This is a genomic window from Cupriavidus sp. UYPR2.512 (assembly GCF_000379565.1).
Lineage (GTDB): Bacteria > Pseudomonadota > Gammaproteobacteria > Burkholderiales > Burkholderiaceae > Cupriavidus.
The window spans coordinates 89,790-116,422 of record NZ_KB902887.1 but is presented as its reverse complement, the minus strand read 5'-3'; the positions used below and the strand labels follow the sequence as shown (position 1 = coordinate 116,422).

Sequence of the window (26,633 nt, the reverse complement as noted above, 5' to 3'; positions counted from 1 at the left end):
TGTCGCCCTGCCCACTCACATCCACTCGGCCTCTTCGCGCTGGCGCCGCTGCTCGCGGTCCTGGCGGAACATCTCCTCCAGTTCGTCGCGCGCCTGGCGCGCCAGCGAGACCAGCTTCTTCTGGTCGGTGTAATGCGGATAGAAGCGGTCGATCGCCTGGATGTTGTGGCGCCGGAAACGCAGTGCCACGTTGCGGGCCTCGGCCGGATCGAAGCCCAGCCCCTCCAGCACGCGGCGGCCCAGCATCAGCGAGCCCTCGAACATCTCACGCTCGAACAGGTGCACGCCGCGGTCCTTGAGCTGGTAGACATGTGACACATGGCGTGCCCGGGCATAGATCCGCAGTTCGGGAAAGCGTTGGCGCACGCGGTCGATCAGTTCCAGGCTTTCGTCCATGCCGTCGATGGCGACCACCAGGATGCGCGCGTCGGCAATGCCCGCGGCCTCCAGCAGATCCAGCCGGGTGGCGTCGCCATAGAAGATCTTGAAGCCGTACTGGCGCAGGAACTCGATCTGGTCGGGGTCGTGGTCCAGCACGGTCACGCCCACGCCCTGGGTGTACAACAGGCGGCCGACGATCTGGCCGAAGCGCCCGAAGCCGGCGATCAGCACCGGATTGTGCTGCGGCGTAATGGCCTCGTCCGGCCGGGCCTTGCCACTGCCCAGGCGCGGCGCCACCAGCCGGTCATAGGCCAGCAGCAGCAAGGGCGTGACCACCATCGACAGCGCCACCACCAGCACCAGCAGGGCCTCGGTCTCGCGCGGCAGCAGGCCGGCGGTCCCGGCCACGCCGAACACCACGAAGGCGAACTCACCGCCCTGCGAGATCAGCAGCGCAAACAGCAGCCGCTGGCCTCGGGCGATGGCGAAATACCGCGCCAGCAGCGCCAGCACCGCGGTCTTGGCAACCACGAAGGCGGCCACCAGACCCAGCACCAGCCAGGGCGAGCGCGCCAGCACGGCAAAGTCGATCGACATGCCGACGGCCATGAAGAACAGGCCCAGCAGCAGGCCCTTGAAGGGCTCCAGGTCGGCCTCGAGCGCGTGGCGGTATTCCGAATCAGCCAGCAGCACGCCGGCCACGAAGGTGCCCAGCGCCATCGACAAGCCCACCGCGTCCATCATCAACGCAATGCCCACCACCAGCAGCAGCGCAAACGCGGTGAACATCTCGCGCATGTCGGTGCGGGCAATAAAGCGCAGCGCCGGGCGCACCAGGTAGCGGCCGCCGGCCACCACCGCACCGATCACCGCCACCGCCTTGCCTGCCGCCAGCCAGCCGGCCGCGCCCGGACCCGCGCCTTCGGCGCCCTGCGTGGCCAGCAGCGGCAACAGCGCGATCATCGGGATCGCGGCGATGTCCTGGAACAGCAGGATGCCGAAGCTGGCCGCCCCCGCCGGCGTGCCGAAGAGGTTGCGCTCGGTCAGCGTCGCCAGCGCGATCGCGGTCGAGGACAGTGCCAGGCCAAGGCCAGCCACCAGCGCCACCTGCCACGGCGCGCCCGCCAGCGCCGCCACCGCGCCGATCACCAGCGCGCAGGCGGCCAGCTGCGCGCCGCCGTAGCCAAAGATGCTCCGCCGCAGCGCCCACAGCTTGCGCGGCTCCAGCTCCAGGCCGATGACGAACATCATCAGCACCACGCCGAACTCGGAGAAATGCAGGATCGATTCGACATTGGTCACCAGGCGCAACGCAAACGGCCCGATCGCCGCCCCCGCCAGCAGGTAGCCCAGCACCGCGCCCAGGCCGCCGCGCCGCGCCAGCGGCACGGCAACCACCGCCGCCACCAGGAACACCAGCAGCGCAATCAGGAAGTCGTGCTGATTCATGCCTGCCCCCCCGCTGGTGCGGCGCCGGTGCCCAGCCGCCCGCAGACGTGGGCGATATGCTCGGCCAGCGCCTGGGCGTCGGCATTGTTGGCGTCGTGCAGCACCACCGGCGGCAGCCAGTTCATGCCGCACAGCAAGGCGCTCTGCTCCAGCGGCAGCAGGAAGTCCCCGATCGGGTGGCCATGGGTGCCGTCCGGCCCGTAGGCATCGGCCGTGCCGCCGGTGCTCACCACCGCCAGCAAGGACTTGCCACGCAGCGCGGTGCCGCCGGGGCCATAGGCCCAGCCTGGCTCCAGCACCTCATCGAGCCACAGCTTGAGCAGCGCCGGCACGCTGTACCAGCGCACCGGGAACTGCAGCACGATGGTGTCAGAGACCGACAGCACGCGCTGCTCGGCGACGACGTCGATGTCATAGTCGACATAGCTGCGATAGAGATCGCGTACCTGTACCTGCGGCAGCGCGGCCAATGCATCGGCCAGCGGCCGGTTGACGCGCGAACGGCTCGGCGTGGGGTGCGCGTAGATCACAACGATTGGGGGCTCGGTCATCAAAGGCGATCGGCTGGGCGAACCTGCGGGAAGGCGTGGAATTGCGGCGTTGCACCAAATCCACATCCGACGCCACGCAACAATTCATCACATTTTTTCAAGCTATTGATTTTATTCGATTTTTATTGATGCGGTGGCGAGACGGCAGCCTGCTGCGGCGCGGGAAGCTTACGCCGAACTGACAATTCCTCTACAATACTTTCGGCGCCGCATCAAGATGGTGTTTCCCCCAAGTTCTGCACCGATGCAGGGAAAAGTGCCTGGAAAAACACCAACGCAGTGCTATGTTTATCTGTGACTGCACCTGGAAGGAAATAACGTGAATCCGCTCGAACTGAGCAAGGCCGTCGGCGCACTGACCGACGAAGATCTGCGCAAGGCAGCCGAAGCCGCACAGGCCACCCACCGCGCCACCGTATTGGTGCGCGAGTTGGCGGCCCACCACCGCTCGCGCCTGCTGAAGCATTTCCTCGCCCTCGGGCAGGAGGATCGCCTGCTCCGTTTTGGCCAGTCCGTGGGCGATCACGTGATCGAAGCCTATGTCGACAGCATCGACTTCGACCATGACAGCGTGTTCGGCGTGTACGACGACAAGCTCGAACTGATCGGCGTGGGCCACTTCGCCAACCTGCGCGACAACGCCCAGGGCCGCGTCGCGGAGTTCGGCGTGTCGGTGTCGGGCAGCGCCCGCGGTCGCGGCATCGGCAGCGCGCTGTTCGAGCGCGCCGCGATCCACGGCCGCAACACCAATGTGCGCACGCTGTACATGCATTGCCTGTCGCGCAACGCCGCGATGATGCACATTGCCAAGAAGGCCGGCATGAAGGTCCAGTACGCCTACGGCGAGGCCGATGCCTACCTGGAACTGCCGCCGGCCGACACCGCCAGCCGCCTGACCGAAGCGCTGGACGAGCAGCTCGCCGACCTGGACTACGCGGTGCGCCGCAACCTGCGCGACGCACGCCGCTTTGGGCTGCGCTTCTGGCGCACCATGGTGCCGCAGAAGCACACTGCCTGAGTCCGCTTACCGCGGCCGGCACGCAAACGGCGCATCGCAACGATGCGCCGTTTTTGTTTGCCGCATCAGGCCGCGCCGCCCACCGGCAGCGCCGTGGTGTCCTTGATGCTTTCCAGCGCAAAGCTGGAACGCACGTCGATCACCGACGGGTGCGCCAGCAGCTGTTCCTGCATGAAGCGCGCGAAGTGCTCCATGTCTTCCACGTAGACCTTGAGCAGCAGGTCCATTTCGCCGGTCATGGCGTGGCACGCGGCCACCTCCGGCCAGACCGCGATCGAGGCGCGGAACAGATCCAGCGGTGCCTTGCCCTTGGGCGCGCCGCCGTGCTTTTCCAGCCGGACATTGATATAGGCCAGCAGACCAAGTCCGATCTTGTTGGGCTCCAGCAGCGCTGCATACTGCCGGATCACGCCGATCTCCTCCAGCCGCCGGATGCGGCGCAGGCAGGGGCTGGGCGACAGGTTGACGCGCTCGGCCACCTCCAGGTTGGTCAACCGGCCGTTGGTCTGCAGCACTTCCAGGATCTTCCGGTCGATCTTGTCCAACTCCACCTTGCTCACGATATTGTTGCTCCGCAATATGTTTATTGGCAATTTTTTTGCGCAAATTTAGCAAGCCGTGCACAAGTACGCAATTTTTTGTGTAATTACGTCCGATTATGGGCCGCTTCTGGTGAGCTGACAGCCTTATCGGTCACTCGCGTGGCAGCCGGTCGGGCTGGGCGAACCTGTGCGATGGCGCCACCGCAAATCGCGGCCGCGGCCCGCCAAGGCCGGTCAGCCGCCGCTACTGGACGGGGCGCCCGGTGCCGCGGGCGCCGGCTGGCCGCCCGGTGCCGCCTGGCCACGCGGGCCGCGGTCGCCGTGGTGCATCTTTTCCATGCCGGCGCGGATTTCGTCTCGGGTCAGCTTGCCGTCGCGGTTGGCGTCGAGCTGGTCGAAGCGCTTGGCCAGGTGCGGCAGGCCGGCGTTGGCCTCAGCCTTGGTCAGCGCGCCGTCGCCGTTCTTGTCGGCAGCCTTGAACTTCTCGTCGAAGGCTGCCTGCATGCGCGCATGGCGCTCGGCCATGGTGGCCTTGCGGTGCGCATCCATCTCGGCCTTGTCGATCTTGCCGTCGCGGTTGGTGTCGAGCTTGTTGAACCAGGCGTCGGCTTCCGCCTTGGAGATCGCGCCATCGCCGTCGGTATCGATCGCCTTCATCCACATGCCGCCACCGTGATCCATATGGTGGCCCATGCCGGGCTTGCCGGCTGGCGCAGCGGGTGCGGCGGGGGCACTGGCCTGGGCAAATGCGCCACCGGCGACCAGGAGGGCGGCCGATGCGGCCAGGAACTGCTTCAGGATCTGCGGCTTGTGATTGCGTTGCATGTCTTGCTCCTTTTCATCACGTTAGGCATGTATGGATTAGAACGCAGACGATGCACGGAAGTTGGCGCTTTTAATACGATGTTACCCAGCTCACAGAAAGGCCCGCGCGCCGTAAGGGAACGCAAGCAAGCGCGAATATTTGGCGCCCGGAATCAGTCCTTCGGCGCCAGTTGGCCTTCGTCGGCCGCCTGCGGTGCCACCACCGGCTGGTACTGGCGCGGATCGACCGGTTGCGGCTGCGGTTGGGCGGGCTGGGCCTGGTGCGCAGGCGCCTGGCCTTGCGGCTGCTGGGCCGGTGCGGCGGGCTGGCTCACGACCGGCGCCGGGGCCGGCATCGGTGTTGCCATCGGTGCCGCGGCGCCAGCGGGCGGCGTGGGCAAGGCAGTGGGCGCTGCCGGTGCGCCGCGCGTGGCACCGGCCTGCAGCGGCAGCACGATTTCCTGGCGCACGCCGCTGCGCTCGATCACCACCGCACGCTGGCGGATCTCCACCAGCCGGATCTGCGGCGACAGCTCGGCGCCGGCGCGCACCGCCTTGGGCGGGCCGCCATCGATCGACACGATGGCCGCGCCCGCGCCGCCATCCACCTCGGCCACTACGCCGATCAGCTGCACGTCGCGCGGGCCGCCCTGCGCCGAGCCGCCGAACAGCGTCGCGACCGCGCCGGTCTCGACCGCCTCGGTCTGGGCCACGCGCGCGCTCTGCGGAACCGGGATGGTACGCATCGCGCTGAAGGTCAGCACCCAGTAGGTGGCAAGCGCACACAGCGCGATAAACAGCACCAGGCTGGCCAGGCGCGGCAGCCAGGGCGCGGAGGCATCAAAGCGGAGCGAAGGCCGGAGCGACAGTTGCATGGGATCGGGACTCTGGGTACCCACAAGGCGGGCAATGGCGCGCAAGCGCGGACGCGACCAAGCGTACCAGAGCCCCATGACGCTGTCTGCCGCGCCGGGGGCGCGCCGCCAACCCTTAGAGCAGGTCGTCCAGCAGGTCCGGCCCGAACACCTCGCGCTCGATATGCGCCACCGGCACGCCCGCGCTGACCAGCGCATGGCGCTGCGCCTGCATGAAGCCGAGCGGTCCGCACAGGTAGAAGCTGCCGTCGACAAACCGCTGCAGGTCGGGCTGGCGCAGCAGTTCGGCCACCGGCATGGTGCCGGCGTGGTCGTAGTCGCGACCGGCGACGTCGGCCGCTCCCGGGGTTTCATAGCTGATATGCGTGACCAGCTGCGGCAGGCGTTCGCGCGCCCATTGCAGGTCGGCGCGATGGGCGTGGTGGCGGCCATCGCGCGCGGCATGGGCAAACAGCACCTGGCGCTGCGATCCCTGCGCGGCCAGCGTGCGCAGCACCGACAGCATCGGCGTGATGCCGATGCCGGCCGACAGCAGCACCAGCGGACGGCGCCCGTCGAGTGCCGGCGTGAACTCGCCGAACGGCGCGCTCACCTTGAGTTCAGTACCCTCCTGCGCGTTGGCGTGCAGCCAGTTGGACACCGCGCCGGCCGGGGTGGCGCGGTCGCCCGCCTCGCGCTTGACCGAGATGCGCCAGGTCGGCAGCCCGCTTTCGGCCGACAGCGAATACTGGCGCAGCTGGCGCTCGCCATCGTCCAGGCGCGCCTCGACGCTGATGTACTGGCCCGGGCGGAACCCACGCAGCGGCTGGCCGTCGGCGGCAGCCAGGGTCAGCGCGGCCACCTGGTCGCCCTGCGCCTCGCGCCGCACCACGCGCACCGGCGTCAGCTCGCCGGCGGCCACGCCGGTGCGCTGGTACAGGCGCGCCTCGGCGGCGATCAGCTCGCCGGCGAGCAGCCAGTAGGCCTCGTCCCAGGCGGCCAGCAGCGGTGGCGCGGCGGCCTCGCCCAGCACCGCGGAGATGGCGCCCAGCAAGTGGCGGCCGACGATCGGGTAGTGCGCGGGCGTCAGGCCCACGGCAGCATGCTTGTGGACGATGCGCTCGAGCACCGGCCCCAGCGCCGCTGCGTTATCGATATTGGCCGCATAGGCGAACACGGCCGAGGCCAGCGACTGCTGCTGGCTGCCGTTGGCCTGGTTGCCCATGTTGAACATCTGCGTCAGCTCGGGCCGGTCCGCGAACATCTCGCGGTAGAAATGCGTGGTGATGGCCAGGCCGTGCTCACGCAGCACGGGGACGCTTGCATCGATATAGGGGCGGGAAGCGGCGGACAGCATCAGGAAACACTCCGTTTTAAATCATGCAAATAAGATGCATGTTTTTGCTCAAAATAAAACCGGCCCTCGCCGGCCCGCGCGGACAGGATCCGCTCAGGCCGAACGCCGGTTCAGGAAATCGCGATGCAGGCGGATGATCGACTCGGCCGTCTGGCTGCCGGTGACATCGGCCAGCGTGACGTCGTCCAGCGCGCGGTAGAAAGCCTGCTCGGCCACGTCCAGCGCGCGCTTCAGGCGGCAGTTGCCGTTCAGCGCACAGGGCGGGTTGTCGCAGTCGATCACCGCCTTGTGCCCTTCCAGCTCGCGCAGGATGGTGCCGATGGTCAGCCGCTCGGCGCCGGGGCCCAGCTGCAGCCCGCCGTGGCGGCCGCGCGTGGCACTGATCCAGCCCAGCTTCGACAGCCGCGCCGCCACCTTGACGAGGTGGTTGTGCGAGATGTCGAACTGCTGCCCCACCTCGGCAATGGTGATCGGCCGGCTGCCGTCGCCACGGGCGACGTACATCAGCAGCCGCAACGCATAGTCGGAAAAGCGGGTCAGTTGCATCGTGCCGCCATCTTAAAAAAGATGTATCCAGGATGCAAGTTATTTCCCTGCCGGATGCCCGTCTTCAGGAACTGTGATTCGGATCAGACATTGCTGAGGTGCCGAAGGGGCCGCCCATAAAACAGTCATGTGGCGCCGGTTATACTGACTGGCGAACCCGGCCCGCCGCAGCCCCACCGCTGCGGGCCCAGCCATTCAAGCCAAAGAGGTCCACTGACGATGCGCAGATTCACTCCCCAGATTGCCAGCCCCGCCAGTTCCGTGCGTGCCCGCCGTGCGCGCGGCTTCACCCTGATCGAGATCATGGTCGTGATCGTGATCCTTGGCGTGCTGGCGGCGCTGGTGGTGCCCAAGATCATGAGCCGGCCGGACGAGGCCCGCATCGTGGCCGCGCGCCAGGACATCTCGTCGATCATGCAGGCGCTCAAGCTGTATCGCCTGGACAACAGCCGCTACCCCACCACCGAGCAGGGCCTGGCCGCGCTGGTGGCCAAGCCCACCACCGAGCCCGTGCCCAACAACTGGAAGGGCGGCGGCTACCTGGAGAAGCTGCCCAAGGATCCCTGGGGCCATCCGTACCAGTACCTGAACCCGGGCGTGCGCGGCGAGATCGACGTGTTCAGCTTCGGCGCCGACGGCCAGGCCGGCGGCAACGGCAACGACGCCGACATCGGCAACTGGGAATAAGCACAGCCCCGCCACCTCCCCCTGCAACCATGACCACGGCGCCGCGCTGCCGCGCATCCGGCCCCCGGCGCCGCGGCTTTACGCTGCTCGAGCTGCTGGTGGTCATGGTGATCGCGGGCATCGTGATCTCGCTGGTGGCGGTCAACGCCTCGCCCAATGAACGGGGCCGCGTGCTCGACGACGGCCAGCGCATCGCGCGGCTGTTCGAGCTGGCGCAGGAAGAGGCGCAGCTTGGCGCCCGCCCGATCGCCTGGGAGGGCGATGCCAGCGGCTGGCGCTTCCTGGAATCGACCCCCAACGGCTGGATCCCCCTGCGTACCGACGTATTTGCCCCGGGCCACTGGCGCCTGGCGCTGGACCAGGTCATCGTCGCCGAAGGGGGCCGCAGCACCGGGACCAGCAGCCCGCCCCGGCTGATCTTCGGGCGCGAGCTGATCGATGCCCCGCAGCGGCTGATCCTGGTACGCGGCGATATCCGCGTGGACGTTGCCGGCGACGGCAGCGGCCGCTATTTCGCCAGCACGCCATGAATACCTGCCCTCGCGCTTTGTCCCGGCCGGCCCGGCACGGGCGCAACGCCGGCTTCACGCTGATCGAAGTGCTGGTGGCGCTGACCATCCTGGCGGTCGCGCTGACCGCGGCGATGCGCGCGATGGGCTCGATGGTCGATGCCAGCGCGTCGCTGCAGGCGCGCATGCTGGCCGAGTGGAGTGCCGAGAACCACCTGGCCGCGCTGCGCCTGGCCAAGACCTGGCCCGAGCCCGGCGTCAGCGGCTATGCCTGCCCGCAGGGCGGCACGCCGCTGTATTGCGAGCAATCCGTCTCGGGCACGCCCAATCCCGTTTTCCGCCGCGTCGAGATCGCGGTCTACCCGTCCGCCACGGACAAGTCCGTACGCCTGGCGTGGCTGGTCACCATTGTCCCCAATGAAACCCGCAACGTGCTCTGAGCGCCGTCTGCGCCAGCCCCGCGGCTTCACGCTGCTGGAAATGCTGGTCGCCATCACGCTGCTGGCGGTGATGGCGGTGATCGGCTGGCGCGCGCTGGACAGCCTGACGCGCAGCCGCGAGCGCCTCACCGACCACGATGCGCGCCTGGACGCGCTGAAGGTGCTTTACGGCCAGCTCCAGGCCGACTGCGAGCACCTGGCCAACCCCACGCTGCTGCAGGCCAGCCCGGTCGAGATCGGCCAGAACCGGCTGCTGCTGGTGCGCGACCGGCGCGATGAAGGCCAGCCGCCGACCTGGCAGGCGCTGTCGTACCAGCTCGACGGCAATACCCTGGTGCGCGTAGCCGCGCCGCCAGTGGACAGCCGCGCCGGCCTGCAGTCGGCGCTGCTGGCGCTGCGCCAGGGCGGCAGCAATACCGCGCAGGTGCGGCGCGTGCTGGCCGACGTGGATGGCATGAGCACGCGCGCATGGGTGGAGCCCGCCGGCTGGCAGGCCGACAGCGGGCGCATCCGCAACGTGTTGTTCGCGGGCAACGCGGCCAGCGCCGTGGCCGCCTCCGCGCCCGGCGCCGCGCTGCCCAACACCGCGGTGCGCGCGGTGGAACTGACCATCTTCGCCCGCATGGGCGACGGCGATGCGCCGCGGCAGTTCCAGAAAATCTGCATGACCGGGCTATGAGGCAAGCCAGCCGCCCGTCTCGCCTGGCGCCGTTGCGCCGCCGCCCGCGCGGTGCGGCCGTGGTCACCGCGCTGCTGATGGTCACGCTGGCCGTGGTGGTGGTGTCCGGCATGCTGTGGCGCCAGCAGGTGCAGATCCGCGCCATCGAGAACCAGCGGCTGCTGGCCCAGGCCACCTGGATCGAGCGCGCCGCCGTGGACTGGGCGCGGCTGATCCTGCGCGACGACCAGCGCCGCACCAATGTCGACGAACTGGGCGAGCCGTGGGCGGTACCGATTGCCGAGACGCGGCTGTCGGACTTCCTCGGCGCGGCACTGCGCACCGACGTCGCGGGCGAGACCTCGTTCCTGTCGGGCCGCATCCTGGATGCGCAGGCGCGCCTGAACCTGGCCAACCTGGTGGTGTGGACCGCCACTGGCGGCGAAGGCGGCCAGCCAGGCCGCGCGGCCTCGGTCGACCCGGCGGCACAGGCCGCATACCGCCGCCTGCTGCAGACGGTAGGCCTGAACCCGTCGCTGGCCGAGACCACGGCGCGCTATATGCTGCAGGCCGCGCAGGGCGGCAATGCCAGCGGCCAGCCGGCGCCGCGCCCGCTGGACAGCGTGCAGGGGCTGATGGCGCTGCCCGGCTACACGCCGGAGATGGTGGCGGTGCTGGAGCCCTTTGTCACCGTGCTGCCCGAGCGCACGCTGGTCAACGCCAACACCGCCGAGGCCGAGGTGCTGGCCGCGGTCATCGACAAGCTGCCGCTGGAGCGCGCGCGCGAACTGGTGCGCCAGCGCGACCGCGCCTACTTCAACAACCTGGGCAACCTGCAGACCCAGCTGGCCGCGCTGGCGCCGCAGGCGGATGCCGCCAACCTCGGCAACCTGCTCGACGTGCGCACGCACTACTTCCTGGTCTACGGACTGGTGCGGCACGAGCGCGCCACCCGGCTGCAGGTGTCGCTGATCTTCCGCGGCGAGCCGCTGGGCACGGCCAACACCACCCGCGTGGTCTGGATCCAGGATGCGGACCGGCTGCCGGAGCTGCGCTGAGCGGCGCCCACCAGGCCAGGCGACAGGCCGAATTTGCACGCGGGAGCAACCGGGGAGAATGGTATTGACGCGGTTTAGTCACACAGGCAAGGTATGCTGCGGCGCTGGCGCGAGCGTGGCACCAGCCCACCCGCCGCCGTCCGGCCTTCCTGGCCGCCCGCCGGCATCCCCGCGCCCCGGCAAGTTTCTGACTCCGGGGCGCTCCAGGGCGCATCCCAACCGGCCATGCGCCTGCCCGAGCCGTTCCATTGACGCCAAAGCAAGGAAACCTTGAGCACCACCCTGTACGTCCGCCTGCCACACCGGCCGCATGACCAGCCGCAACCGTGGCAGTTCGGCACCCTGCCGTTCGCGCTGGTGCGCACGGCCACGGCCGACACGGCGCGGCGCGGCCAGACCCGTGCGGCGCCGGAAGTGTTGCGCGAAGGCCACGCCCGCATCGCTGACCTGCCCGCGGCCGAGCGCCTGGTGCTGATCCTCGCCGCCAGCGACGTACTGCTGACCACCGCCAGCGTGCCGCCGCTGCCGCCCGCCCGTTTGAAACAGGCGCTGCCCAACCTGGTCGAGGACGCGCTCGCGACCGATGCGCAGCCGTGCCATATCGGCGTGGGCCCTGCCCTGGACGGCAGCGCCGCGCGCGGACCGCGCCAGCGGCTGCTGATGGTGGCCGACCGCGCCTGGCTGCGCGCCGTGCTCGACGCTTTTGCCGAACACCGCCACCGGCGCCGACATGTGCTGGCCGCGCAGTTGTGCGTGCCGCTGGCCCGCGCCGAGCAAGACGGCACCGAGCCGTCACTGGCGAACGCCGACGCGCCGGCGCCGACGGCCGCGCTGGTAGTCGAAGCCGCCGCCAGCGCCCTGGCCCAGAGCGGCGAGTTGAGCGATGAGTTGAGCGGCGAACTGCCCGGCACCGCCGCCGATGCCGCGCGCCAGTGGCAACTGACCGTGCGCACCGGCGCGCACGCCGGCTACGGGTTGCTGCTGGGCGACGATGCCCTGGCCGCTTGGCAGGCGCTTGCGCCCGCCGGCACCTGGTATGCCGATGCCGACGCTGCCGCCGCGGCGCCGGTGCCCGACCTGCGCCAGGCCGCCCGCACCAGCTGGCAGCTGTGGATCGAAGGCGCGCAGGGCTGCCTGCGCGAGCCGGCGCTGGACCTGGCGCAGTTTGAATTCGCGCAGGGCCGCGCCGACCGCTGGAACCTGGTGGCATGGCGCGTGCCGCTGGCATTGCTGGCGGGCATCGTGCTGGTGCAGGTCATCGGCATGAACACGCACTGGCTGCTGCTGCGGCGCGAGCAGCAGCGGCTGGAAGCCGCGCAGCTGCAGGCGCTGCACGGCGCCTTCCCGCAGATCCAGACCGTGCTCGACGCGCCCCTGCAGATGCGGCGGCAGGTCGAGCAGCTGCGCACCGCCAGCGGCCGCAGCACGCCGGAAGACTTCCTGCCGCTGGCCGACCGCTTTGGCCAGGCCGCGCGCAGGCTGCCGCCCGACGCGCTGCAGGCGCTGGAGTACCGCGGCCGCATGCTGGTGGTGACGCTCAAGCCGGGCACGGACACGGCCGGGCTGCGCAGCGCCGCGCGCCAGGCCGGGCTGCAAATGGAAGAAGACAAGGCCGGTGGTGCCGCTGGCAGTACCAGCAGCAGCGCAGGCACCACGGTGACGCCCGGCTCGCGCTGGACCGTCAGGCCCGGCCTGTAAGCGGGCCCACCAGCAAGCATGAACCCCATGAAAGACACAGCCCGAAGCCAGTCGCCACGCGCCAGCCGGCCAGGCGCGACCTCTGCGCTGCGCACGCGCCTGGCGCGGCTGCGCCCGTCCGTGCCACAGGCGTGGCAGGAGCGCTTCAACGCCTTCTGGTCGGCGCGCAACCCGCGCGAACAGGCCATCCTGGCCGGCGGCGGCGCCGTGCTGGCGCTGGTGATCGGCTACCTGGTGCTGTGGGAGCCGGCCGCTGACGGCCGCGAGCGCCTGGCGCGCAACCTGCCCAAGCTGCGCGCGGACCTGGCCGAAATGGAAACCCTGGCGCAGGAAGCCCGCGGCCTGAAGGCAACGCCGGCGCCGTCGTTGCGCGGCGACGCGCTCACGCAGGCGCTGCAGGACAGCCTGGGCCAGCACGGCCTGAAGGCGACCCGGCTGGCCGCCGGCGCCGACAACAGCGTGCAGGTGCAGCTGGACAAGGTGCCCTTCGGCGCGGTCAGCGGCTGGCTGCAGGACGTGCGCCAGCAGCAGCGCATGAAGGTGATCGACGCCCGCATCGTCTATGTCGGCGCCACGGCGCTGGTGAACGTCAGCGCGACCCTGCAGGGTCCGGGCGGCCGCAGCTGATGGTACGGCTGGAAACGCTGCGCCTGCCGCGCCGCAAGCTGCGCCAGCCGGCCGCATGGCGGCGCCTGCGCTGGCTGGGGCTTGGCCTGGCGAGCGCCGCGGTGACCGTGGTGGCGATGCTGCCGGCGGCATGGATCGCCGCGCGCGTGGCCACGCAGACGCAGGGACGGGTACTGCTGGCCGATGCCAGCGGCTCGCTCTGGCATGGCAGCGCCACGCTGGCGCTGTCGGCCGGCGCCGGCAGCCAGACCGCGACTGTGCTGCCCGGCCGGCTGCAATGGACGCTGGCGTTCTGGCCGCTGCTGGGCGGCAGCGCGCGCCTGGTGGTGAGCCACTCCGAGGCCATGGCCGCGCCGGTCGCCATCACCGTGATGCCCGGCGGCTGGAGCGCGCAGGCAGGCGCCATCCGGCTGCCCGCGGCGCTGCTCGAAGGCATCGGCGCGCCATTCAATACGCTGCGCCCGGACGGCCTGATGCGTGTGGACTGGTCCACGCTGCAGGGGCGCTTTTCGGGCCAGGGCATGAGCGGCCATATGACGCTGCGCATCGAACAGGTGTCGTCGGCCGTGAGCCGGGTGCGCCCGCTGGGCAGCTACCGCGCCGAGCTCGACTGGACCGGCGAGGGTGGCGGCAAGCTGCAGCTGAGCACCATCGCCGGGCCGCTGCACCTGGAGGGCAGCGGCACGCTAGGGCGGCAGGCGCGCTTCGAGGGCACCGCGCACGCCGAGCCCGAAGCGGCAACGCAACTGACCAGCCTGCTGAGCCTGCTGGGACGACGAGACAACCATGTGACAAGGCTGCGCTTCTGATGCCAGGCCAATCCAGGAGCGCCCGGAAATGACTATGAAAACCCACGCCATCCGACCTGTTTTCCATACCGCCTGCGCCCGCGCCGTGGCCCTGCTGTGCGGGCTCTCGCTGCTGGCGCCCGCGCCGCTGTGGGCCCAGCCCGGCGCGCGCACCGGCACCCCGCCCGCGCCGCCCGACATCACGCCGTCCAACCGCGACCAGGTGGTGCTGAACTTCGTCAATGCCGACCTTGATTCCGTGATCAAGGCGGTCGGCCAGGCCACCGGCAAGAACTTTGTGATTGATCCGCGCGTGAAGGGCACGGTCAACCTGGTCACCGAACAACCGGTCTCGCGCGCGCAGGCGCTGCAGACGCTGGGCTCGGTGCTGCGCATGCAGGGCTATGCCATGGTCGAGAGCAACGGCTTCACCAAGGTCGTGCCCGAGGCCGACGCCAAGCTGCAGGGCTCGCCCACGGTGGTCGGCGCCAGCCCCAGCCGCGGCGACCAGGTGGTGACGCAGGTGTTCCGGCTGAACTATGAATCGGCCAACAACCTGGTGCCGGTGCTGCGGCCGATGATCGCGCCCAACAACACCATCACCGCCTACCCGGCCAACAACACGCTGGTCATCACTGACTACGCCGACAACCTGCGCCGGCTGGCGCGCATCATCGCCGCGGTCGATGCGCCGGCCTCGGGCGAGGTCGAGCTGGTGCCGCTCAGGCACGCCCTGGCCAGCGATACCGCGGCGGTGCTGCAGAAGCTGCTCGACCCCGGCGCCGCGGGCGCCACCGGCGGCGCCGCACCGGGCGTCGACGCCAGCCTGCGCACCTCGGTGGTGGCGGAGCCGCGCAGCAATTCGCTGATGATCCGCGCCACCAGCCGCGCGCGGCTGCAGCAGGCGCGCCAGCTGATCGAAAAGCTCGACCAGCCCTATGCGCGCCCCGGCAATATCTGGGTGGTGCCGCTGAAGAACGCCGATGCGGTCAAGCTGGCGGCCACGCTGCGCGCCATCGTCGCCGCCGACAGCAGCTTTGCCAGCGCCACCCAGCCCGGCGGGCAGGCCGGCGGCATCGGCGGCGCGGCGGGCATGACCAATGTCTCGACGCCGGCCGGCGGGCAGTTCACCGGCGGCGCCACCGGCACCCAGGCCAGCATGCGGGGCGGCACCGGCGCGGCGGGCGGCTCCGGCGGCGCCTATGGCAACTCGGCCTTCGCCGCATCGTTCGGCGCCAGTACCCAGCCGGCCACCGGCGGCATCATCCAGGCCGACCAGTCCACCAACTCGCTCATCATCACCGCCAGCGAACCGGTCTACCGGAACCTGCGCGGCGTGATCGACGACCTCGACGCGCGCCGCGCGCAGGTCTATATCGAGTCGATGATCGTTGAGGTGACCGCCACGCAGGCGAGCCAGCTCGGCATCCAGTGGCAGGGCCTGATCAGCTCGCCAGGCGGCAACAACAATGTGTTTGCCGGCACCAACTTCGGCACCGGCGGACAGAACATCCTGAACCTGACCCTGGCCGGGGCGCTGGCCGACAGCAACCGCTCCGCCGGCATCGTCGCTGCGCAGCAACTGGTTCCCGACATCGGCGGCCTGAACCTGGGCATCGTCAACAAGGCCCTGGGGCTGGGCGCGCTGCTGCGCGCGCTGGGCACCAACGGCAGCGTCAACCTGTTGTCCACGCCGAACCTGATCACGCTGGAGAACGAGGAAGCCAAGATCCTGATCGGCCAGAACATCCCGATCACCACCGGCTCCTATGCCCAGACCGGTGGCGCGGCCTCGGTCACGCCGTTCCAGACCTTCGACCGCAAGGACGTGGGCATCACGCTGCGCGTGAAGCCGCAGATCACCGACGGCGGGCTGGTGAAGATGCAGATCTTCCAGGAATCGTCGTCGGTGGTGCCGGGCACGCTCGGCCTGGTCCAGGGCCCGACCACCAACGTGCGCTCGATCGAGACCAACGTGCTGATCGACGACGGCCAGATCATCGTGCTGGGGGGGCTGATCGAGGACTCGTATGGCGACGGCGTACAGAAGGTGCCGCTGCTGGGCGACATCCCATGGATCGGCGGCCTGTTCCGCTACGAGAACAAGAACCGCTCCAAGACCAACCTGCTGGTGTTCCTGCGCCCCTATGTGATGCGCACGGCCGGCGCCGCCGACCGCCTGACGCAGGACCGCTACGACTATATGCGCGCGCAGCAGCAGGGCTTTGTTTCGCCTAACATCATGGTGCGTGATACCAACACGCCGTTGCTGCCGCCGGCCGACGCACCGTCCACGCCGTTCGTCGATCCGCGTGCAAACGGCCCGGTTGCCGCCCCGCTGCCCCTGCAGCAGTCCCTTCCGCAGAATGCCCCGCAGCCCGGCGTGCCGGGCCAGCCACAGCCCATGCAGCCGGCACCGCAGCAGCTGCCGCAACCACCGGCGAACGCACCCCAGCCGCTGAGCCTGCGCGGCGAGTCTGCGCTCCAGAACTAGGCCCCGACATGGCTAGCGAAGTCCAAACTGCCCTGCCCGCCGGCACGAACGCGCCGGGCGAGACCCTGGAGCCGCCCTCGCCGATGGCGGCGCGGCTGGTCTCGTACGGCTTTGCGCGCGAGGCGCCGCTGCTGGTCGCGCACCAGCGCCCTGACGGCCTGGAAGTCTGGGTGACCCGCGCCACGTCTGCGACCGCGCTGGCCGAGGTCGCGCGCGTGCACGGCGCGCTGCGCCTGCGCGTGCTGGAGCCCGACGCGCTGGAGCGCGCCATGACCGACGCCTACCACCGCCAGGACGGCAGCGCCGCGCAGGTGGTCGGCGAGGTCGAAGGCGAGGTGGACCTGTCGCGCCTGATGCAGGACATCCCGGCGGTGGAGGACCTGCTTGAATCCGAGGACGACGCGCCGATCATCCGCATGATCAATGCGCTGCTGACGCAGGCCGCGCGCGAAGGGGCCTCGGATATCCATATCGAGCCGTTCGAGTCGTCGTCGGTGGTGCGCTTCCGCGTGGACGGCACGCTGCGCGACGTGGTGCGGCCGAAAAAGGCGCTGCACGGCGCGCTGATCTCGCGCATCAAGATCATGGCGCAGCTCGATATCGCCGAGAAACGGCTGCCGCAGGACGGCCGCATCACGCTGCGCGTGGGCGGGCGCCCGGTCGACGTGCGGGTCTCGACCCTGCCCACCGGCCACGGCGAGCGCGCGGTGCTGCGCCTGCTGGACAAGGAAGCGGGCCGGCTCGACCTGGCCAGGCTGGGCATGGCGCCCGGCACGCTGCGCGGCTTCGACCACCTGATCCGCCAGCCGCACGGCATCGTGCTGGTGACCGGGCCGACCGGCTCGGGCAAGACCACCACGCTGTATGCGGCACTGTCGCGGCTGGATGCGCGCACCACCAACATCATGACCGTGGAAGACCCGATCGAGTACGACCTGGACGGCATCGGCCAGACCCAGGTCAACGCGCGCATCGACATGACCTTCGGCAAGGCCTTGCGCGCGATCCTGCGCCAGGACCCGGACGTGGTCATGATCGGCGAAATCCGCGACCTGGAAACCGCGCAGATCGCGGTGCAGGCCTCGCTGACCGGCCACCTGGTGCTGGCCACGCTGCACACCAACGACTCGGCCTCGGCAGTGACGCGGCTGGTCGACATGGGGATCGAGCCGTTCCTGCTGTCGTCGTCGCTGCTGGGGGTGCTGGCGCAGCGGCTGGTACGCCGCCTGTGCCCGCACTGCAAGCGCGAGGAGGTGATTGACGTTGCCGCGGCCGGGGCCGAGGTGCTGCACGCGCAGGGCAAGCCGCTGCAGACCGTGTGGCACCCGGTGGGCTGCGACAAGTGCGGGCAGTCCGGGTACCAGGGGCGCATGGGCGTGTATGAGCTGCTGACCGTCGGTGACGAGATCCGCACCATGATCCACCGGCAGGCGCCGGAGTCCGAGATCAAGCAGGTGGCGCTGGCGCACGGCATGCACACCATGCGCGGCGACGCGCAGCGCTGGGTCGACAGCGGCGCGACCTCGCTTGAGGAAGTGCTGCGCGTGACGCGCGACTAAGGCGGAGCCGCCCGGATGCCAGCCTTCCGCTATGAAGCCGCCGACGCCGCCGGCAAGACCGATCGCGGCGTGATCGAGGCCGACAGCCCGCGCCAGGCGCGTTCGCAGCTGCGCGCGCGCGGGCTGACACCGCTGACCGTCGACCCGCTGGCCGGCGCCGGCCTGGCGCCGCGCAGCGGCAGCCAGCTGTTTGCGCGCAAGCTGTCGACCCAGGAGCAGGCGCTGTTCACGCGCCAGCTGGCCAGCCTGATCGTGGCCGGGCTGCCGCTGGACGAGGCCCTGGGGGCACTGGCCGACCAGGCCGAGCGCGCCTATGTGCACGAGCTGCTGGCCGGCATCCGCGCCGAGGTGATGGGCGGCAGTTCGCTGTCGGTGGCACTGGCGCAACACCCGCGCGACTTCCCCGACATCTACCGCGCGCTGGTCTCGGCCGGCGAGCACTCCGGCCACCTGGGGCTGGTGCTGGAGCGGCTGGCCGGCTATATCGAATCGCGCAACACGCTGAGCGCAAAGATCCGGCTGGCCTTCACCTACCCGGCCATCGTCACGGTGGTGGCGTTTGCCATCGTGATCTTCCTGCTGTCGTATGTGGTGCCGCAGGTGGTGAGCGTGTTCGCCAACACCAAGCAGAAGCTGCCGATGCTGACCATCATCATGCTGGCGCTGTCGGACTTCGTGCGCAACTGGTGGTGGGCGGCGCTGGCGGTGATCGCGGTGGCGGCATTGAGCATCCGCCGCCTGCTGCGCCAGCCCGCGGTGCGGCTGGAATGGCACCGCTGGCTGCTGACCGCGCCGCTGCTGGGCAAACTGATCCGCGGCTACAACACCGCGCGCTTTGCCGGCACGCTGGCCATCCTGGTGTCGGCCGGGGTGCCGATCCTGCGCAGCCTGCAGGCCGCGGGCGAGACGCTGACCAACGAGGCGCTGCGCGCCAACGTGGAAGACGCCAACACGCGCGTGCGCGAAGGCGCCTCGCTGGCGCGCGCGCTGGCGGCGCAGAACCAGTTCCCGCCGGTGCTGGTGCACCTGATCCGCTCCGGCGAAGCCACCGGCAACCTGCCGGTGATGCTGGACCGCGCCGCCCAGGGCGAGGCGCAGGAGCTGGAACGCCGCACGCTGTTCCTGACCAGCCTGCTGGAACCGCTGCTGATCCTGACCATGGGCGTGGTGGTGCTGCTGATCGTGCTGGCAGTGCTGATGCCGATCATCGAAATCAATCAGCTGGTGCGGTAAAGGCCCCTGCAAGAGAAAACGCCGGCGCGAAGCCGGCGTTTTTCTTTGGCGGGTGGGGCCGGCGGGTCGGCATTACGCCGGCCGGCCACATCACTCCGCTTTCTTGGCCGGGCGCTTGCGCGTCTTCCTGAGCGGTGCCCGGGCGGGCACCGCCTCGGCAGCGGCTGCCTCAGGCTGGGGCTGGACCTCTGGCTGCGGTTCAACCTGCGCCGACAGCACCGTCGTGCCCGGCGCGGCAAAGATCGACTGGTCGATTGGCCACGGGGTTTCGCTCAGCGTCACGTCGGGGCGGCGCGTGGCGCGCTTGCGTGCGGGGCGGCCCTTGGGGCTGGGCTCGGGCTGCGGGGCGGCCTCGGCAACAGGATCTGCGGCCGGCTCGGACGCCACCGCCTCGGCGCCAACGACCTCCAGCTCAACCTCGGGATCGCGGGCAGGCACCGGCTCCGGTGCCGCCTCCGGCTGGGCCACGGCCGGCGCAGGCGGATCCGCGGGCACGGGCGCCGGTGCCGGCTGGCGGCGTGCTTCAGGCTGCGCCGGGGCCTGCTGGGCCGGGCGCAGCTGCTGTTGCGGCTGCTGTTGCGGCGTCTGCTGGCTGCGGCCATCGCCCTCGCCACCGCCCCTGGCGCGCTTCTTCAGGCGCACCCAGATGGTCTTGTTGTTGCCGCCGTTGCGGGTCTCTACCTCGAACAGGCCGGTGGCCTGCACCAGCTCGGAAAGCTTGCCGTAGCCGTAGTTGCGCGAGTCGAATTCCGGTGCCTGCTTGGCGATATGGTTGCCCATGCTGCCCAGCGTCAGCCAGCCATCTTCGTCCGACACGGCCTGCGCCGCGTTCTGCAGCAGGCGCACCAGGCGCGAATCCTGGCGCAGCTCGCCGGTGCTGCGCTTGCGCGTGGGCGCGACAGCCCCGTCGACGCCTTCGGCCCCCTCCGTTTCCGCGTCGGCGCGCAGCACGTCGGAGTAGATGAACTTGTCGCAGGCGGTGACAAAGGGCTTGGGGGTCTTGCGCTCGCCGAAGCCATAGACGGTCAGCCCCTGCTCGCGGATGCGCGAGGCCAGGCGGGTGAAGTCGCTGTCGCTGGAGACGATGCAGAAGCCATCGAAGCGCCCGGTGTACAGCAGGTCCATGGCGTCGATGATCATGGCGCTGTCGGTGGCGTTCTTGCCCACGGTATAGCGGAACTGCTGGATCGGCTGGATCGAATGCGACAGCAGGCGCTCCTTCCAGCCGGCCAGGTTGGGCCGGGTCCAGTCGCCGTAGATGCGCTTGACGGCGGCCACGCCGTACTTGGCGACCTCGGCCAGCAGGCCTTCGACGATGGCGGGCGCCGCGTTGTCGGCGTCGATCAGCACGGCCAGGGTCGCGGTGCCCTGGCGGGGGGAGTTGGTCATGTTCAGGTAGTCACTGGTTTGCCCGTCTCATGCGTACATCAGGACGGGCAATCGGAAATCAGGTTGCACCAGGCTGGGTGTGCAGATGTGGCGCATCGCAGACGGCATGGCAGCGGCACAGGCCATCTCGCGATGCAACGCAGTGTACACGCGAACCCCTGTCCATACGGGAAATCACCGGCGCCACGGGCACGCTTCGTGCTGCATTGCAAGGTACCGCCAGTTTTGTGGCGGTGCTACCATGCCGCGCAGAGACACGACCGTCCAACACCTTCACAAGAGGTCATGAGGCGGTCGCCCACAACTGTAGGTGTCGGTGATCCCGACAGCACGCCCATAGAGGAGCACCTATGAATGCCCCCCTGACCTCCCCGGTCAGCGACGCCATCCGCCGCGCGCTCGAAAACGTTTCCCTCGAAGACAAATACACGCTGGAGCGAGGCCGCATCTATATCAGCGGCACGCAGGCCCTGGTACGCCTGCCGATGCTGCAGCAGGAGCGCGACCGCGCCGCCGGGCTGAACACCGCCGGCTTTATCTCCGGCTACCGGGGCTCGCCGCTGGGCGCGCTGGATCTGTCGCTGTGGAAGGCCAAGAAGCACCTCGCCGCGCACAATATCGTGTTCCAGGCCGGCCTGAACGAAGACCTCGCCGCGACCTCGGTGTGGGGCTCGCAGCAGGTCAACATGTACCCGGATGCCAGGTTCGATGGCGTGTTCGGCATGTGGTACGGCAAGGGGCCGGGCGTGGACCGAACTGGCGACGTGTTCAAGCATGCCAACTCGGCGGGATCGTCGAAGCACGGCGGCGTGCTGGTGCTGGCCGGCGACGACCACTCGGCCAAGTCCTCGACCCTGGCGCACCAGTCCGAGCACATCTTCAAGGCCTGCGGCCTGCCGGTGCTGTATCCGTCGAACGTGCAGGAGTACCTGGACTACGGCCTGCACGGCTGGGCCATGAGCCGCTACTCCGGGCTATGGGTGGCGATGAAGTGCGTGACCGACGTGGTGGAATCGTCGGCCTCGGTGGAGCTGGATCCGCACCGCGTGCAGATCGTGCTGCCGGACGATTTCATCATGCCGCAGGGCGGCCTGAACATCCGCTGGCCGGATCCGCCGCTGGAGCAGGAAGCACGCCTGCTCGACTACAAGTGGTACGCGGGCCTGGCCTATGTGCGTGCCAACAAGATCGACCGCATCGAGATCGATTCGCCGCACGCGCGCTTCGGCATCATGACCGGCGGCAAGGCTTACCTGGACACCCGCCAGGCGCTGGCCGACCTGGGCCTGGACGATGCCACCTGCGCGCAGATCGGCATCCGCCTGTACAAGGTGGGCTGCGTGTGGCCGCTGGAAGCGCACGGCGCGCGCGCGTTCGCTGAAGGCCTGCAGGAAATCCTGGTGGTCGAAGAAAAGCGCCAGATCATGGAGTACGCGCTCAAGGAAGAGCTGTACAACTGGCGCGACGACGTGCGCCCCAAGGTCTACGGCAAGTTCGACGAGAAGGACAACGCGGGCGGCGAATGGTCGATCCCGCAGAGCAACTGGCTGCTGCCGGCGCACTATGAGCTGTCGCCGGCGATCATCGCCAAGGCCATCGCCACGCGCCTGGACAAGTTCGACATGCCGGTGGATGTGCGCGCGCGCATCACCGCGCGCCTGGCCATCATCGAGGCCAAGGAAAAGGCGTTGGCCACGCCGCGCGTCACGGCGGAGCGCAAGCCCTGGTTCTGCTCCGGCTGCCCGCACAACACCTCGACCAACGTGCCCGAGGGCTCGCGCGCGCTGGCCGGCATCGGCTGCCACTACATGACGGTGTGGATGGACCGCAATACCAGCACCTTCAGCCAGATGGGCGGCGAAGGCGTGGCGTGGATCGGCCAGGCGCCGTTCGCGGGCGACAAGCACGTGTTCGCCAACCTGGGCGACGGCACCTACTTCCACTCCGGGCTGCTGGCGATCCGCGCGTCGATCGCGGCGGGCGTCAACATCACCTACAAGATCCTGTACAACGATGCGGTGGCGATGACCGGCGGCCAGCCGGTGGACGGCCAGCTGTCGGTGCGGGACATCGCCTGGCAGGTGCATAGCGAAGGCGCGAAGAAGATCGTCATCGTCAGCGACCAGCCGGAGAAGTACAACGGCGCGATCAAGCTGCCCGATGGCACCGCCATCCATCACCGCGACCAGCTCGACCGCGTGCAGCGCGAACTGCGCGAAGTGCCGGGCTGCACCATCCTGATCTACGACCAGACCTGCGCCACCGAAAAGCGCCGCCGCCGCAAGCGCGGCACGATGGAGGACCCGCAACGCCGCGCCTTTATCAACGACGCGGTCTGCGAAGGCTGCGGCGATTGCTCGGTCAAGTCCAACTGCCTGTCAGTGGAGCCGCTGGAAACCGATTTCGGCACCAAGCGCCAGATCAACCAGTCGTCGTGCAACAAGGACTTCTCGTGCGTGAACGGCTTTTGCCCGAGCTTTGTCACGGCCGAAGGCGCGCAGGTGCGCAAGCCCGAGCAGCACGGCGTGTCGATGGGCAACCTGCCCGCGCTGCCTGAGCCCGAACTGCCGGCGATCCGCCGCGCCTACGGCATCCTCGTGACCGGCGTGGGCGGTACCGGCGTGGTCACCATCGGCGGCCTGCTCGGCATGGCCGCGCACCTGGAGAACAAGGGCGTCACCGTGCTGGACATGGCGGGCCTGGCGCAGAAGGGCGGCGCGGTGCTGTCGCACGTGCAGCTGGCCGCGCGCCCGGACGACCTGCATGCCACCCGCATCGCGATGGGCGAGGCGGACCTGGTGATCGGCTGCGATGCGATCGTGTCGGCCACCGACGAAGTCATCTCCAAGACCCAGGCCGGCCGCACCCGCGCCGTGGTCAACACCGCGCAGACGCCGACCGCCGACTTCATCAAGAACCCGAAGTGGCAGTTCCCGGGGCTGTCCGCAGAACAGGATGTGCGCAACGCCGTGGGCGAGAAGTGCGACTTCATCAACGCCAGCGGCCTGGCCGTGGCGCTGCTGGGCGACGCCATCTACACCAACCCGCTGGTGCTGGGCTACGCCTGGCAGAAGGGCTGGATCCCGCTGACGCTGCAGGCACTGGAGCGCGCCATCGAACTGAACGGCGTGGCAGTCGAGAAGAACAAGGCTGCGTTCGACTGGGGCCGCCATATGGCGCACGACCCCGAGCACGTGCTGTCGCTGACCGGCAAGCTGAAGAGCACCGCGGAAGGCGCGGAAGTGGTCAAGATGCCGACTTCGAGCGGTGCGATGCTGGAGAAGCTGATCGCCCGCCGCATGGAACACCTGACCGCCTACCAGGATGCCGCCTACGCGCGCACCTACCGCGAAGCCATCGACCGCGTGCGCGTGGCCGAGATCACACTGGCTGGCAGCGGCAAGGCCTTGCCGCTGACCGAGGCCGCGGCGCGCAACCTGGCCAAGCTGATGGCATACAAGGACGAGTACGAGGTGGCGCGGCTCTATACCGACCCTGTCTTCCTGGACAAGCTGCGTGCGCAGTTCGAAGGCGAACCGGGCCGCGATTACCAGCTCAACTTCTGGCTGGCGCCGCCGATCAACGCCAAGCGCGACGACAAGGGCCACCTGGTCAAGCGCAAGTTCGGTCCGTCGACGATGAAGCTGTTCCGCGTGCTGGCCAGGCTCAAGGGCCTGCGCGGCGGTGCCTTCGACATCTTCGGCAAGACCGAAGAGCGCCGCACCGAGCGCGCGCTGATTGGCGAGTACCGTGTCTTGCTGGATGAACTGGTGACGGGCCTCAATGCCGCCAACTACGACACCGCGGTGACGCTGGCCAACCTGCCGGACGATATCCGTGGCTTCGGGCATGTGAAGGAAAACAACCTGAAGGCGGTACGCGGACGCCGGGCGAAGCTGCTGGAGCAGTTCCGCCATCCGGAGACGGCGCAGCGCGCGGCCTGACTGGCCATGGCATGACACCACGGCCTCGCTTTGCATGAAGCGAGGCCGTTGTGCCTTCAGGGCTGGGCCAGCGTGGCCTCGCCCGGCTTCACATACATCGAGTTGCGCGGCTGCGCCAGCACGCGCCGCACCATCGGCTCGAAGAACGACAGCGGCAGCGTGTCGTAGTCCGTCATGAAGGCGGCACCGTCGTACTTGCGGCAGAACTCCGCGGTGCGTTCGAACAGCTCGGGCTGGCTGCGGTACTGCTCGCGCAGGTTGCGATCCAGGCCCAGGTGATGGAAGAAGTAGTAGCCCTGGAACACGCCGTGCTTTTCCACCATCCACAGGTTCTCGGGGCTGACAAAGGGCTTGAGGATGGCGGCGGCGATATCGGGATGATTGAAGCTGCCGAGCGTATCGCCGATATCGTGCAGCAGCGCGCACACCACGTATTCCTCGTCCTGGCCGTCGCGGTGCGCCAGCGTCGCGGTCTGCAGCGAATGCGTGAGCCGGTCCACGGGGAAGCCGCCGCAATCGCCATCCAGCAGGCGCAGGTGCGCCAGCACCCGATCCGGCAGCGCCCGCGCGAACGGCATGAACTCGGCGGAAATGGCGGCCCAGTCTTCCCGGGTGCCATGTTCCATGTGGCTGAAGGTGGCGCGTGCGGGCGCGTGGGTGTCGCTCATGCGGTCTCCTTGTGTGGCAGCGTGCGCGATGGCCGCGCATTGTCTCGTCATGTTTTGCAGGCATTGTGGCACCCGCAGCGGCGCTACACTGTCAAAAAGCTAACAATGTGCCGGCATATTGCGGCGCACCACCAAGCATGCTGATCCGTCCTTTCCGACCGGAAGACCAATCCTGCGTCATTGCCTTGTGGCAGGCCTGCGGCCTAACCCGTCCGTGGAACGACCCGCAGCGCGATATCGCGCGCAAGCTGACCGCGCAGCCTGAACTGTTCCTGGTCGGCGACATCGACGGCCATCCCGTCGCCACTGCCATGGTGGGGTTCGACGGGCATCGCGGGTGGGTCTACTACCTGGCGGTACAGCCCGGCCTGCAGGGCAAGGGGTACGGGCGCATGCTGATGGCGCATGCCGAACAGCTGCTGATCGAGCGGGGCTGTCCCAAGATCAACTTGCTGGTACGCGCGGGCAACCGCGCCGTGATCGATTTCTACGACAAGCTGGGCTACGCGCCCGACGAGGTGGTCAGCCTGGGAAAACGACTGATTCCCGATATTTAGTGGACACGCCGGACCGACAACAAGGAGACGACATGACTTTCCACGGAAGCTGCCACTGCGGCGCCATTGCCTTCGAAGTGGAGGCCGACAGCATCCCCAGCGTGATCCGCTGCAACTGCTCGATCTGCCGCCGGCGCGGCCACCTGCTGTGGTTCGTGCCGCGCGCGACGTTCACGCTGGAAACGCCGGAGAGCAATGCCTCCACCTACCGCTTCAACACCATGAAGATCGCGCACCGCTTCTGCCCGGTGTGCGGCTGCGGCCCGTATGCGGACGGGCAGGACAAGGACGGCAAGCCGATGGCCGCGGTCAATGTGCGGTGCCTGGACAATGTCGACCTGGACAGCCTGAAGGTCATCGACTACGACGGGCTGCACCACTGAGGCCGCCATGTTCCGCATCCTGGGCATCGATCACCTGGTACTGCGCAGCGCCGACGTGGACGCGCTGCGGCGCTTCTATGTCGAGGTGCTCGGCTGCAGCGTGGAGCGCGAGCAAACCGAGCTGGGCCTGACGCAGCTGCGCGCGGGCAGCGGGCTGATCGACCTGGTCGCGCTCGACGGACCGCTGGGCCGTGCCGGCGGCGCGGGACCGGGTGCCGAGGGCCGCAACCTGGACCATTTCTGCCTGCGCATCGACCCGTTCGATGCCGACGCGGTGCGCGCGCAACTGGCGCGGCATGGCGTGCAGGCCGGCGAGTTGGCGCAGCGCTTCGGCGCCGAAGGCAAGGGACCGTCGCTCTATGTGAGCGATCCGGACGGCAACGTGGTCGAACTCAAGGGACCGCCCGCGCCGGTGACCGCACAGTAACGCGCGATCCCG

General features: G+C 69.1%; 25 protein-coding genes. 16 read left to right on the top strand and 9 right to left on the bottom strand.

Features of this window, described 5'->3' with window-relative positions:
• Positions 1–15 precede the first annotated feature (15 nt).
• Together kefC and A3A5_RS0108655 are read right to left on the bottom strand one after the other, a co-directional pair.
• Positions 16–1,830 carry a glutathione-regulated potassium-efflux system protein KefC gene (gene kefC / locus A3A5_RS0108660; RefSeq protein ID WP_018310202.1) on the bottom strand — a complete coding sequence of 605 codons (1,815 nt, stop codon included), beginning with the start codon at positions 1,828–1,830 and terminating at the stop codon, positions 16–18.
• Positions 1,827–2,381 carry an NAD(P)H-dependent oxidoreductase gene (locus A3A5_RS0108655; protein ID WP_018310201.1) on the bottom strand — a complete coding sequence of 185 codons (555 nt, stop codon included), beginning with the start codon at positions 2,379–2,381 and terminating at the stop codon, positions 1,827–1,829. The genes kefC and A3A5_RS0108655 overlap by 4 nt, the downstream gene beginning before the upstream one ends.
• Before the next feature lie 319 nt (positions 2,382–2,700).
• Here A3A5_RS0108655 and A3A5_RS0108650 point away from each other — a divergent pair, with 319 nt between their 5' ends.
• Complete coding sequence (locus A3A5_RS0108650) at positions 2,701–3,399, top strand: GNAT family N-acetyltransferase (RefSeq protein WP_018310200.1); 699 nt, start codon at positions 2,701–2,703, stop codon at positions 3,397–3,399.
• A 65-nt stretch (positions 3,400–3,464) separates the two neighbouring features.
• On the opposite strand, the gene A3A5_RS0108645 is transcribed toward A3A5_RS0108650, so the two are convergent.
• The 5 genes from A3A5_RS0108645 to A3A5_RS0108625 all read right to left on the bottom strand — a co-directional run bounded on the left by A3A5_RS0108645 (position 3,465) and on the right by A3A5_RS0108625 (position 7,502).
• A complete protein-coding gene (locus tag A3A5_RS0108645) occupies positions 3,465–3,959 on the bottom strand; it encodes an Lrp/AsnC family transcriptional regulator (protein WP_010813460.1) in 495 nt (164 codons plus the stop codon).
• A 216-nt stretch (positions 3,960–4,175) separates the two neighbouring features.
• The gene (locus A3A5_RS0108640; protein WP_018310199.1) at positions 4,176–4,766 is read right to left on the bottom strand and encodes an EF-hand domain-containing protein; all 591 of its coding nucleotides are present in this window, start codon (positions 4,764–4,766) and stop codon (positions 4,176–4,178) included.
• A gap of 152 nt (positions 4,767–4,918) precedes the next feature.
• Positions 4,919–5,620 (bottom strand): type II secretion system protein N, encoded by a 702-nt coding sequence (locus A3A5_RS0108635; RefSeq protein WP_018310198.1) that lies wholly within the window; start codon positions 5,618–5,620, stop codon positions 4,919–4,921.
• Positions 5,621–5,735: 115 nt separating this feature from the next.
• Positions 5,736–6,956 (bottom strand): globin domain-containing protein, encoded by a 1,221-nt coding sequence (locus tag A3A5_RS0108630; RefSeq protein WP_018310197.1) that lies wholly within the window; start codon positions 6,954–6,956, stop codon positions 5,736–5,738.
• A 93-nt stretch (positions 6,957–7,049) separates the two neighbouring features.
• The gene (locus tag A3A5_RS0108625; RefSeq protein WP_018310196.1) at positions 7,050–7,502 is read right to left on the bottom strand and encodes an Rrf2 family transcriptional regulator; all 453 of its coding nucleotides are present in this window, start codon (positions 7,500–7,502) and stop codon (positions 7,050–7,052) included.
• A gap of 219 nt (positions 7,503–7,721) precedes the next feature.
• Here A3A5_RS0108625 and gspG point away from each other — a divergent pair, with 219 nt between their 5' ends.
• The 11 genes from gspG to gspF all read left to right on the top strand — a co-directional run bounded on the left by gspG (position 7,722) and on the right by gspF (position 19,253).
• Complete coding sequence (gene gspG, locus A3A5_RS0108620; protein ID WP_026200590.1) at positions 7,722–8,189, top strand: type II secretion system major pseudopilin GspG; 468 nt, start codon at positions 7,722–7,724, stop codon at positions 8,187–8,189.
• 29 nt (positions 8,190–8,218) lie between these two features.
• The gene (locus A3A5_RS0108615; protein ID WP_018310194.1) at positions 8,219–8,719 is read left to right on the top strand and encodes a GspH/FimT family pseudopilin; all 501 of its coding nucleotides are present in this window, start codon (positions 8,219–8,221) and stop codon (positions 8,717–8,719) included.
• The gene (gspI, locus tag A3A5_RS0108610) at positions 8,716–9,138 is read left to right on the top strand and encodes a type II secretion system minor pseudopilin GspI (protein WP_026200589.1); all 423 of its coding nucleotides are present in this window, start codon (positions 8,716–8,718) and stop codon (positions 9,136–9,138) included. Before A3A5_RS0108615 ends, gspI begins: the two co-directional genes overlap by 4 nt.
• Positions 9,116–9,817, top strand: coding sequence for a type II secretion system protein J (locus A3A5_RS0108605; RefSeq protein WP_018310192.1), 702 nt, complete (start codon positions 9,116–9,118; stop codon positions 9,815–9,817). Before gspI ends, A3A5_RS0108605 begins: the two co-directional genes overlap by 23 nt.
• A complete protein-coding gene (gene gspK, locus A3A5_RS0108600) occupies positions 9,814–10,854 on the top strand; it encodes a type II secretion system minor pseudopilin GspK (protein WP_026200588.1) in 1,041 nt (346 codons plus the stop codon). The genes A3A5_RS0108605 and gspK overlap by 4 nt, the downstream gene beginning before the upstream one ends.
• A 270-nt stretch (positions 10,855–11,124) precedes the next feature.
• Positions 11,125–12,552 (top strand): type II secretion system protein GspL, encoded by a 1,428-nt coding sequence (gene gspL, locus A3A5_RS0108595; RefSeq protein WP_018310190.1) that lies wholly within the window; start codon positions 11,125–11,127, stop codon positions 12,550–12,552.
• Between the two features lie 18 nt (positions 12,553–12,570).
• The gene (locus A3A5_RS0108590; protein WP_026200587.1) at positions 12,571–13,179 is read left to right on the top strand and encodes a type II secretion system protein M; all 609 of its coding nucleotides are present in this window, start codon (positions 12,571–12,573) and stop codon (positions 13,177–13,179) included.
• Entirely contained in the window at positions 13,179–13,988 is an 810-nt protein-coding gene (locus A3A5_RS0108585) for a type II secretion system protein N (RefSeq protein ID WP_018310188.1), read from the top strand. The genes A3A5_RS0108590 and A3A5_RS0108585 overlap by 1 nt, the downstream gene beginning before the upstream one ends.
• 34 nt (positions 13,989–14,022) lie before the next feature.
• Complete coding sequence (gene gspD / locus A3A5_RS0108580; protein WP_018310187.1) at positions 14,023–16,461, top strand: type II secretion system secretin GspD; 2,439 nt, start codon at positions 14,023–14,025, stop codon at positions 16,459–16,461.
• Positions 16,462–16,469: 8 nt separating this feature from the next.
• The gene (gene gspE / locus A3A5_RS0108575; protein WP_018310186.1) at positions 16,470–18,020 is read left to right on the top strand and encodes a type II secretion system ATPase GspE; all 1,551 of its coding nucleotides are present in this window, start codon (positions 16,470–16,472) and stop codon (positions 18,018–18,020) included.
• 15 nt (positions 18,021–18,035) lie between these two features.
• Positions 18,036–19,253: a type II secretion system inner membrane protein GspF gene (gene gspF / locus A3A5_RS0108570; RefSeq protein WP_018310185.1), complete on the top strand. Its 1,218-nt coding sequence runs from the start codon at positions 18,036–18,038 to the stop codon at positions 19,251–19,253.
• Between the two features lie 90 nt (positions 19,254–19,343).
• Here gspF and A3A5_RS0108565 read toward each other — a convergent pair whose 3' ends face one another.
• Positions 19,344–20,642: an NYN domain-containing protein gene (locus A3A5_RS0108565; protein ID WP_018310184.1), complete on the bottom strand. Its 1,299-nt coding sequence runs from the start codon at positions 20,640–20,642 to the stop codon at positions 19,344–19,346.
• Positions 20,643–20,992: 350 nt separating this feature from the next.
• Between A3A5_RS0108565 and A3A5_RS0108560 the strand changes: the two genes are divergently transcribed.
• Positions 20,993–24,586, top strand: a complete 3,594-nt coding sequence (locus tag A3A5_RS0108560) for an indolepyruvate ferredoxin oxidoreductase family protein (RefSeq protein WP_018310183.1) — start codon at positions 20,993–20,995, stop codon at positions 24,584–24,586.
• A gap of 56 nt (positions 24,587–24,642) precedes the next feature.
• On the opposite strand, the gene A3A5_RS0108555 is transcribed toward A3A5_RS0108560, so the two are convergent.
• Complete coding sequence (locus A3A5_RS0108555) at positions 24,643–25,254, bottom strand: HD domain-containing protein (protein WP_010813442.1); 612 nt, start codon at positions 25,252–25,254, stop codon at positions 24,643–24,645.
• Positions 25,255–25,391: 137 nt separating this feature from the next.
• Between A3A5_RS0108555 and A3A5_RS0108550 the strand changes: the two genes are divergently transcribed.
• Genes A3A5_RS0108550 through A3A5_RS0108540 form a run of 3 tightly spaced genes read left to right on the top strand, consistent with a single transcriptional unit; the run spans position 25,392 to position 26,621 of the window.
• A complete protein-coding gene (locus A3A5_RS0108550; protein ID WP_018310182.1) occupies positions 25,392–25,811 on the top strand; it encodes a GNAT family acetyltransferase in 420 nt (139 codons plus the stop codon).
• Positions 25,812–25,843: 32 nt separating this feature from the next.
• On the top strand, positions 25,844–26,194 hold the full coding sequence (locus tag A3A5_RS0108545; RefSeq protein WP_018310181.1) for a GFA family protein: 351 nt from the start codon (positions 25,844–25,846) through the stop codon (positions 26,192–26,194).
• A gap of 7 nt (positions 26,195–26,201) precedes the next feature.
• Complete coding sequence (locus A3A5_RS0108540; protein ID WP_018310180.1) at positions 26,202–26,621, top strand: VOC family protein; 420 nt, start codon at positions 26,202–26,204, stop codon at positions 26,619–26,621.
• Positions 26,622–26,633 lie beyond the last annotated feature (12 nt).

Coding starts and splice junctions, on each gene's coding strand:
- A3A5_RS0108630 (WP_018310197.1), bottom strand. CDS start 6,956: ATGCTGTCCGCCGCTTCCCGCCCCTATATCGATGCAAGCGTCCCCGTG.
- A3A5_RS0108585 (WP_018310188.1), top strand. CDS start 13,179: ATGGTACGGCTGGAAACGCTGCGCCTGCCGCGCCGCAAGCTGCGCCAG.
- A3A5_RS0108655 (WP_018310201.1), bottom strand. CDS start 2,381: ATGACCGAGCCCCCAATCGTTGTGATCTACGCGCACCCCACGCCGAGC.
- A3A5_RS0108625 (WP_018310196.1), bottom strand. CDS start 7,502: ATGCAACTGACCCGCTTTTCCGACTATGCGTTGCGGCTGCTGATGTAC.
- A3A5_RS0108590 (WP_026200587.1), top strand. CDS start 12,571: ATGAACCCCATGAAAGACACAGCCCGAAGCCAGTCGCCACGCGCCAGC.
- A3A5_RS0108545 (WP_018310181.1), top strand. CDS start 25,844: ATGACTTTCCACGGAAGCTGCCACTGCGGCGCCATTGCCTTCGAAGTG.
- A3A5_RS0108640 (WP_018310199.1), bottom strand. CDS start 4,766: ATGCAACGCAATCACAAGCCGCAGATCCTGAAGCAGTTCCTGGCCGCA.
- gspE (WP_018310186.1), top strand. CDS start 16,470: ATGGCTAGCGAAGTCCAAACTGCCCTGCCCGCCGGCACGAACGCGCCG.
- gspG (WP_026200590.1), top strand. CDS start 7,722: ATGCGCAGATTCACTCCCCAGATTGCCAGCCCCGCCAGTTCCGTGCGT.
- A3A5_RS0108550 (WP_018310182.1), top strand. CDS start 25,392: ATGCTGATCCGTCCTTTCCGACCGGAAGACCAATCCTGCGTCATTGCC.
- A3A5_RS0108635 (WP_018310198.1), bottom strand. CDS start 5,620: ATGCAACTGTCGCTCCGGCCTTCGCTCCGCTTTGATGCCTCCGCGCCC.
- gspK (WP_026200588.1), top strand. CDS start 9,814: ATGAGGCAAGCCAGCCGCCCGTCTCGCCTGGCGCCGTTGCGCCGCCGC.
- A3A5_RS0108555 (WP_010813442.1), bottom strand. CDS start 25,254: ATGAGCGACACCCACGCGCCCGCACGCGCCACCTTCAGCCACATGGAA.
- A3A5_RS0108565 (WP_018310184.1), bottom strand. CDS start 20,642: ATGACCAACTCCCCCCGCCAGGGCACCGCGACCCTGGCCGTGCTGATC.
- A3A5_RS0108615 (WP_018310194.1), top strand. CDS start 8,219: ATGACCACGGCGCCGCGCTGCCGCGCATCCGGCCCCCGGCGCCGCGGC.
- A3A5_RS0108560 (WP_018310183.1), top strand. CDS start 20,993: ATGAATGCCCCCCTGACCTCCCCGGTCAGCGACGCCATCCGCCGCGCG.
- kefC (WP_018310202.1), bottom strand. CDS start 1,830: ATGAATCAGCACGACTTCCTGATTGCGCTGCTGGTGTTCCTGGTGGCG.
- gspD (WP_018310187.1), top strand. CDS start 14,023: ATGAAAACCCACGCCATCCGACCTGTTTTCCATACCGCCTGCGCCCGC.
- A3A5_RS0108540 (WP_018310180.1), top strand. CDS start 26,202: ATGTTCCGCATCCTGGGCATCGATCACCTGGTACTGCGCAGCGCCGAC.
- A3A5_RS0108605 (WP_018310192.1), top strand. CDS start 9,116: ATGAAACCCGCAACGTGCTCTGAGCGCCGTCTGCGCCAGCCCCGCGGC.
- gspI (WP_026200589.1), top strand. CDS start 8,716: ATGAATACCTGCCCTCGCGCTTTGTCCCGGCCGGCCCGGCACGGGCGC.
- gspF (WP_018310185.1), top strand. CDS start 18,036: ATGCCAGCCTTCCGCTATGAAGCCGCCGACGCCGCCGGCAAGACCGAT.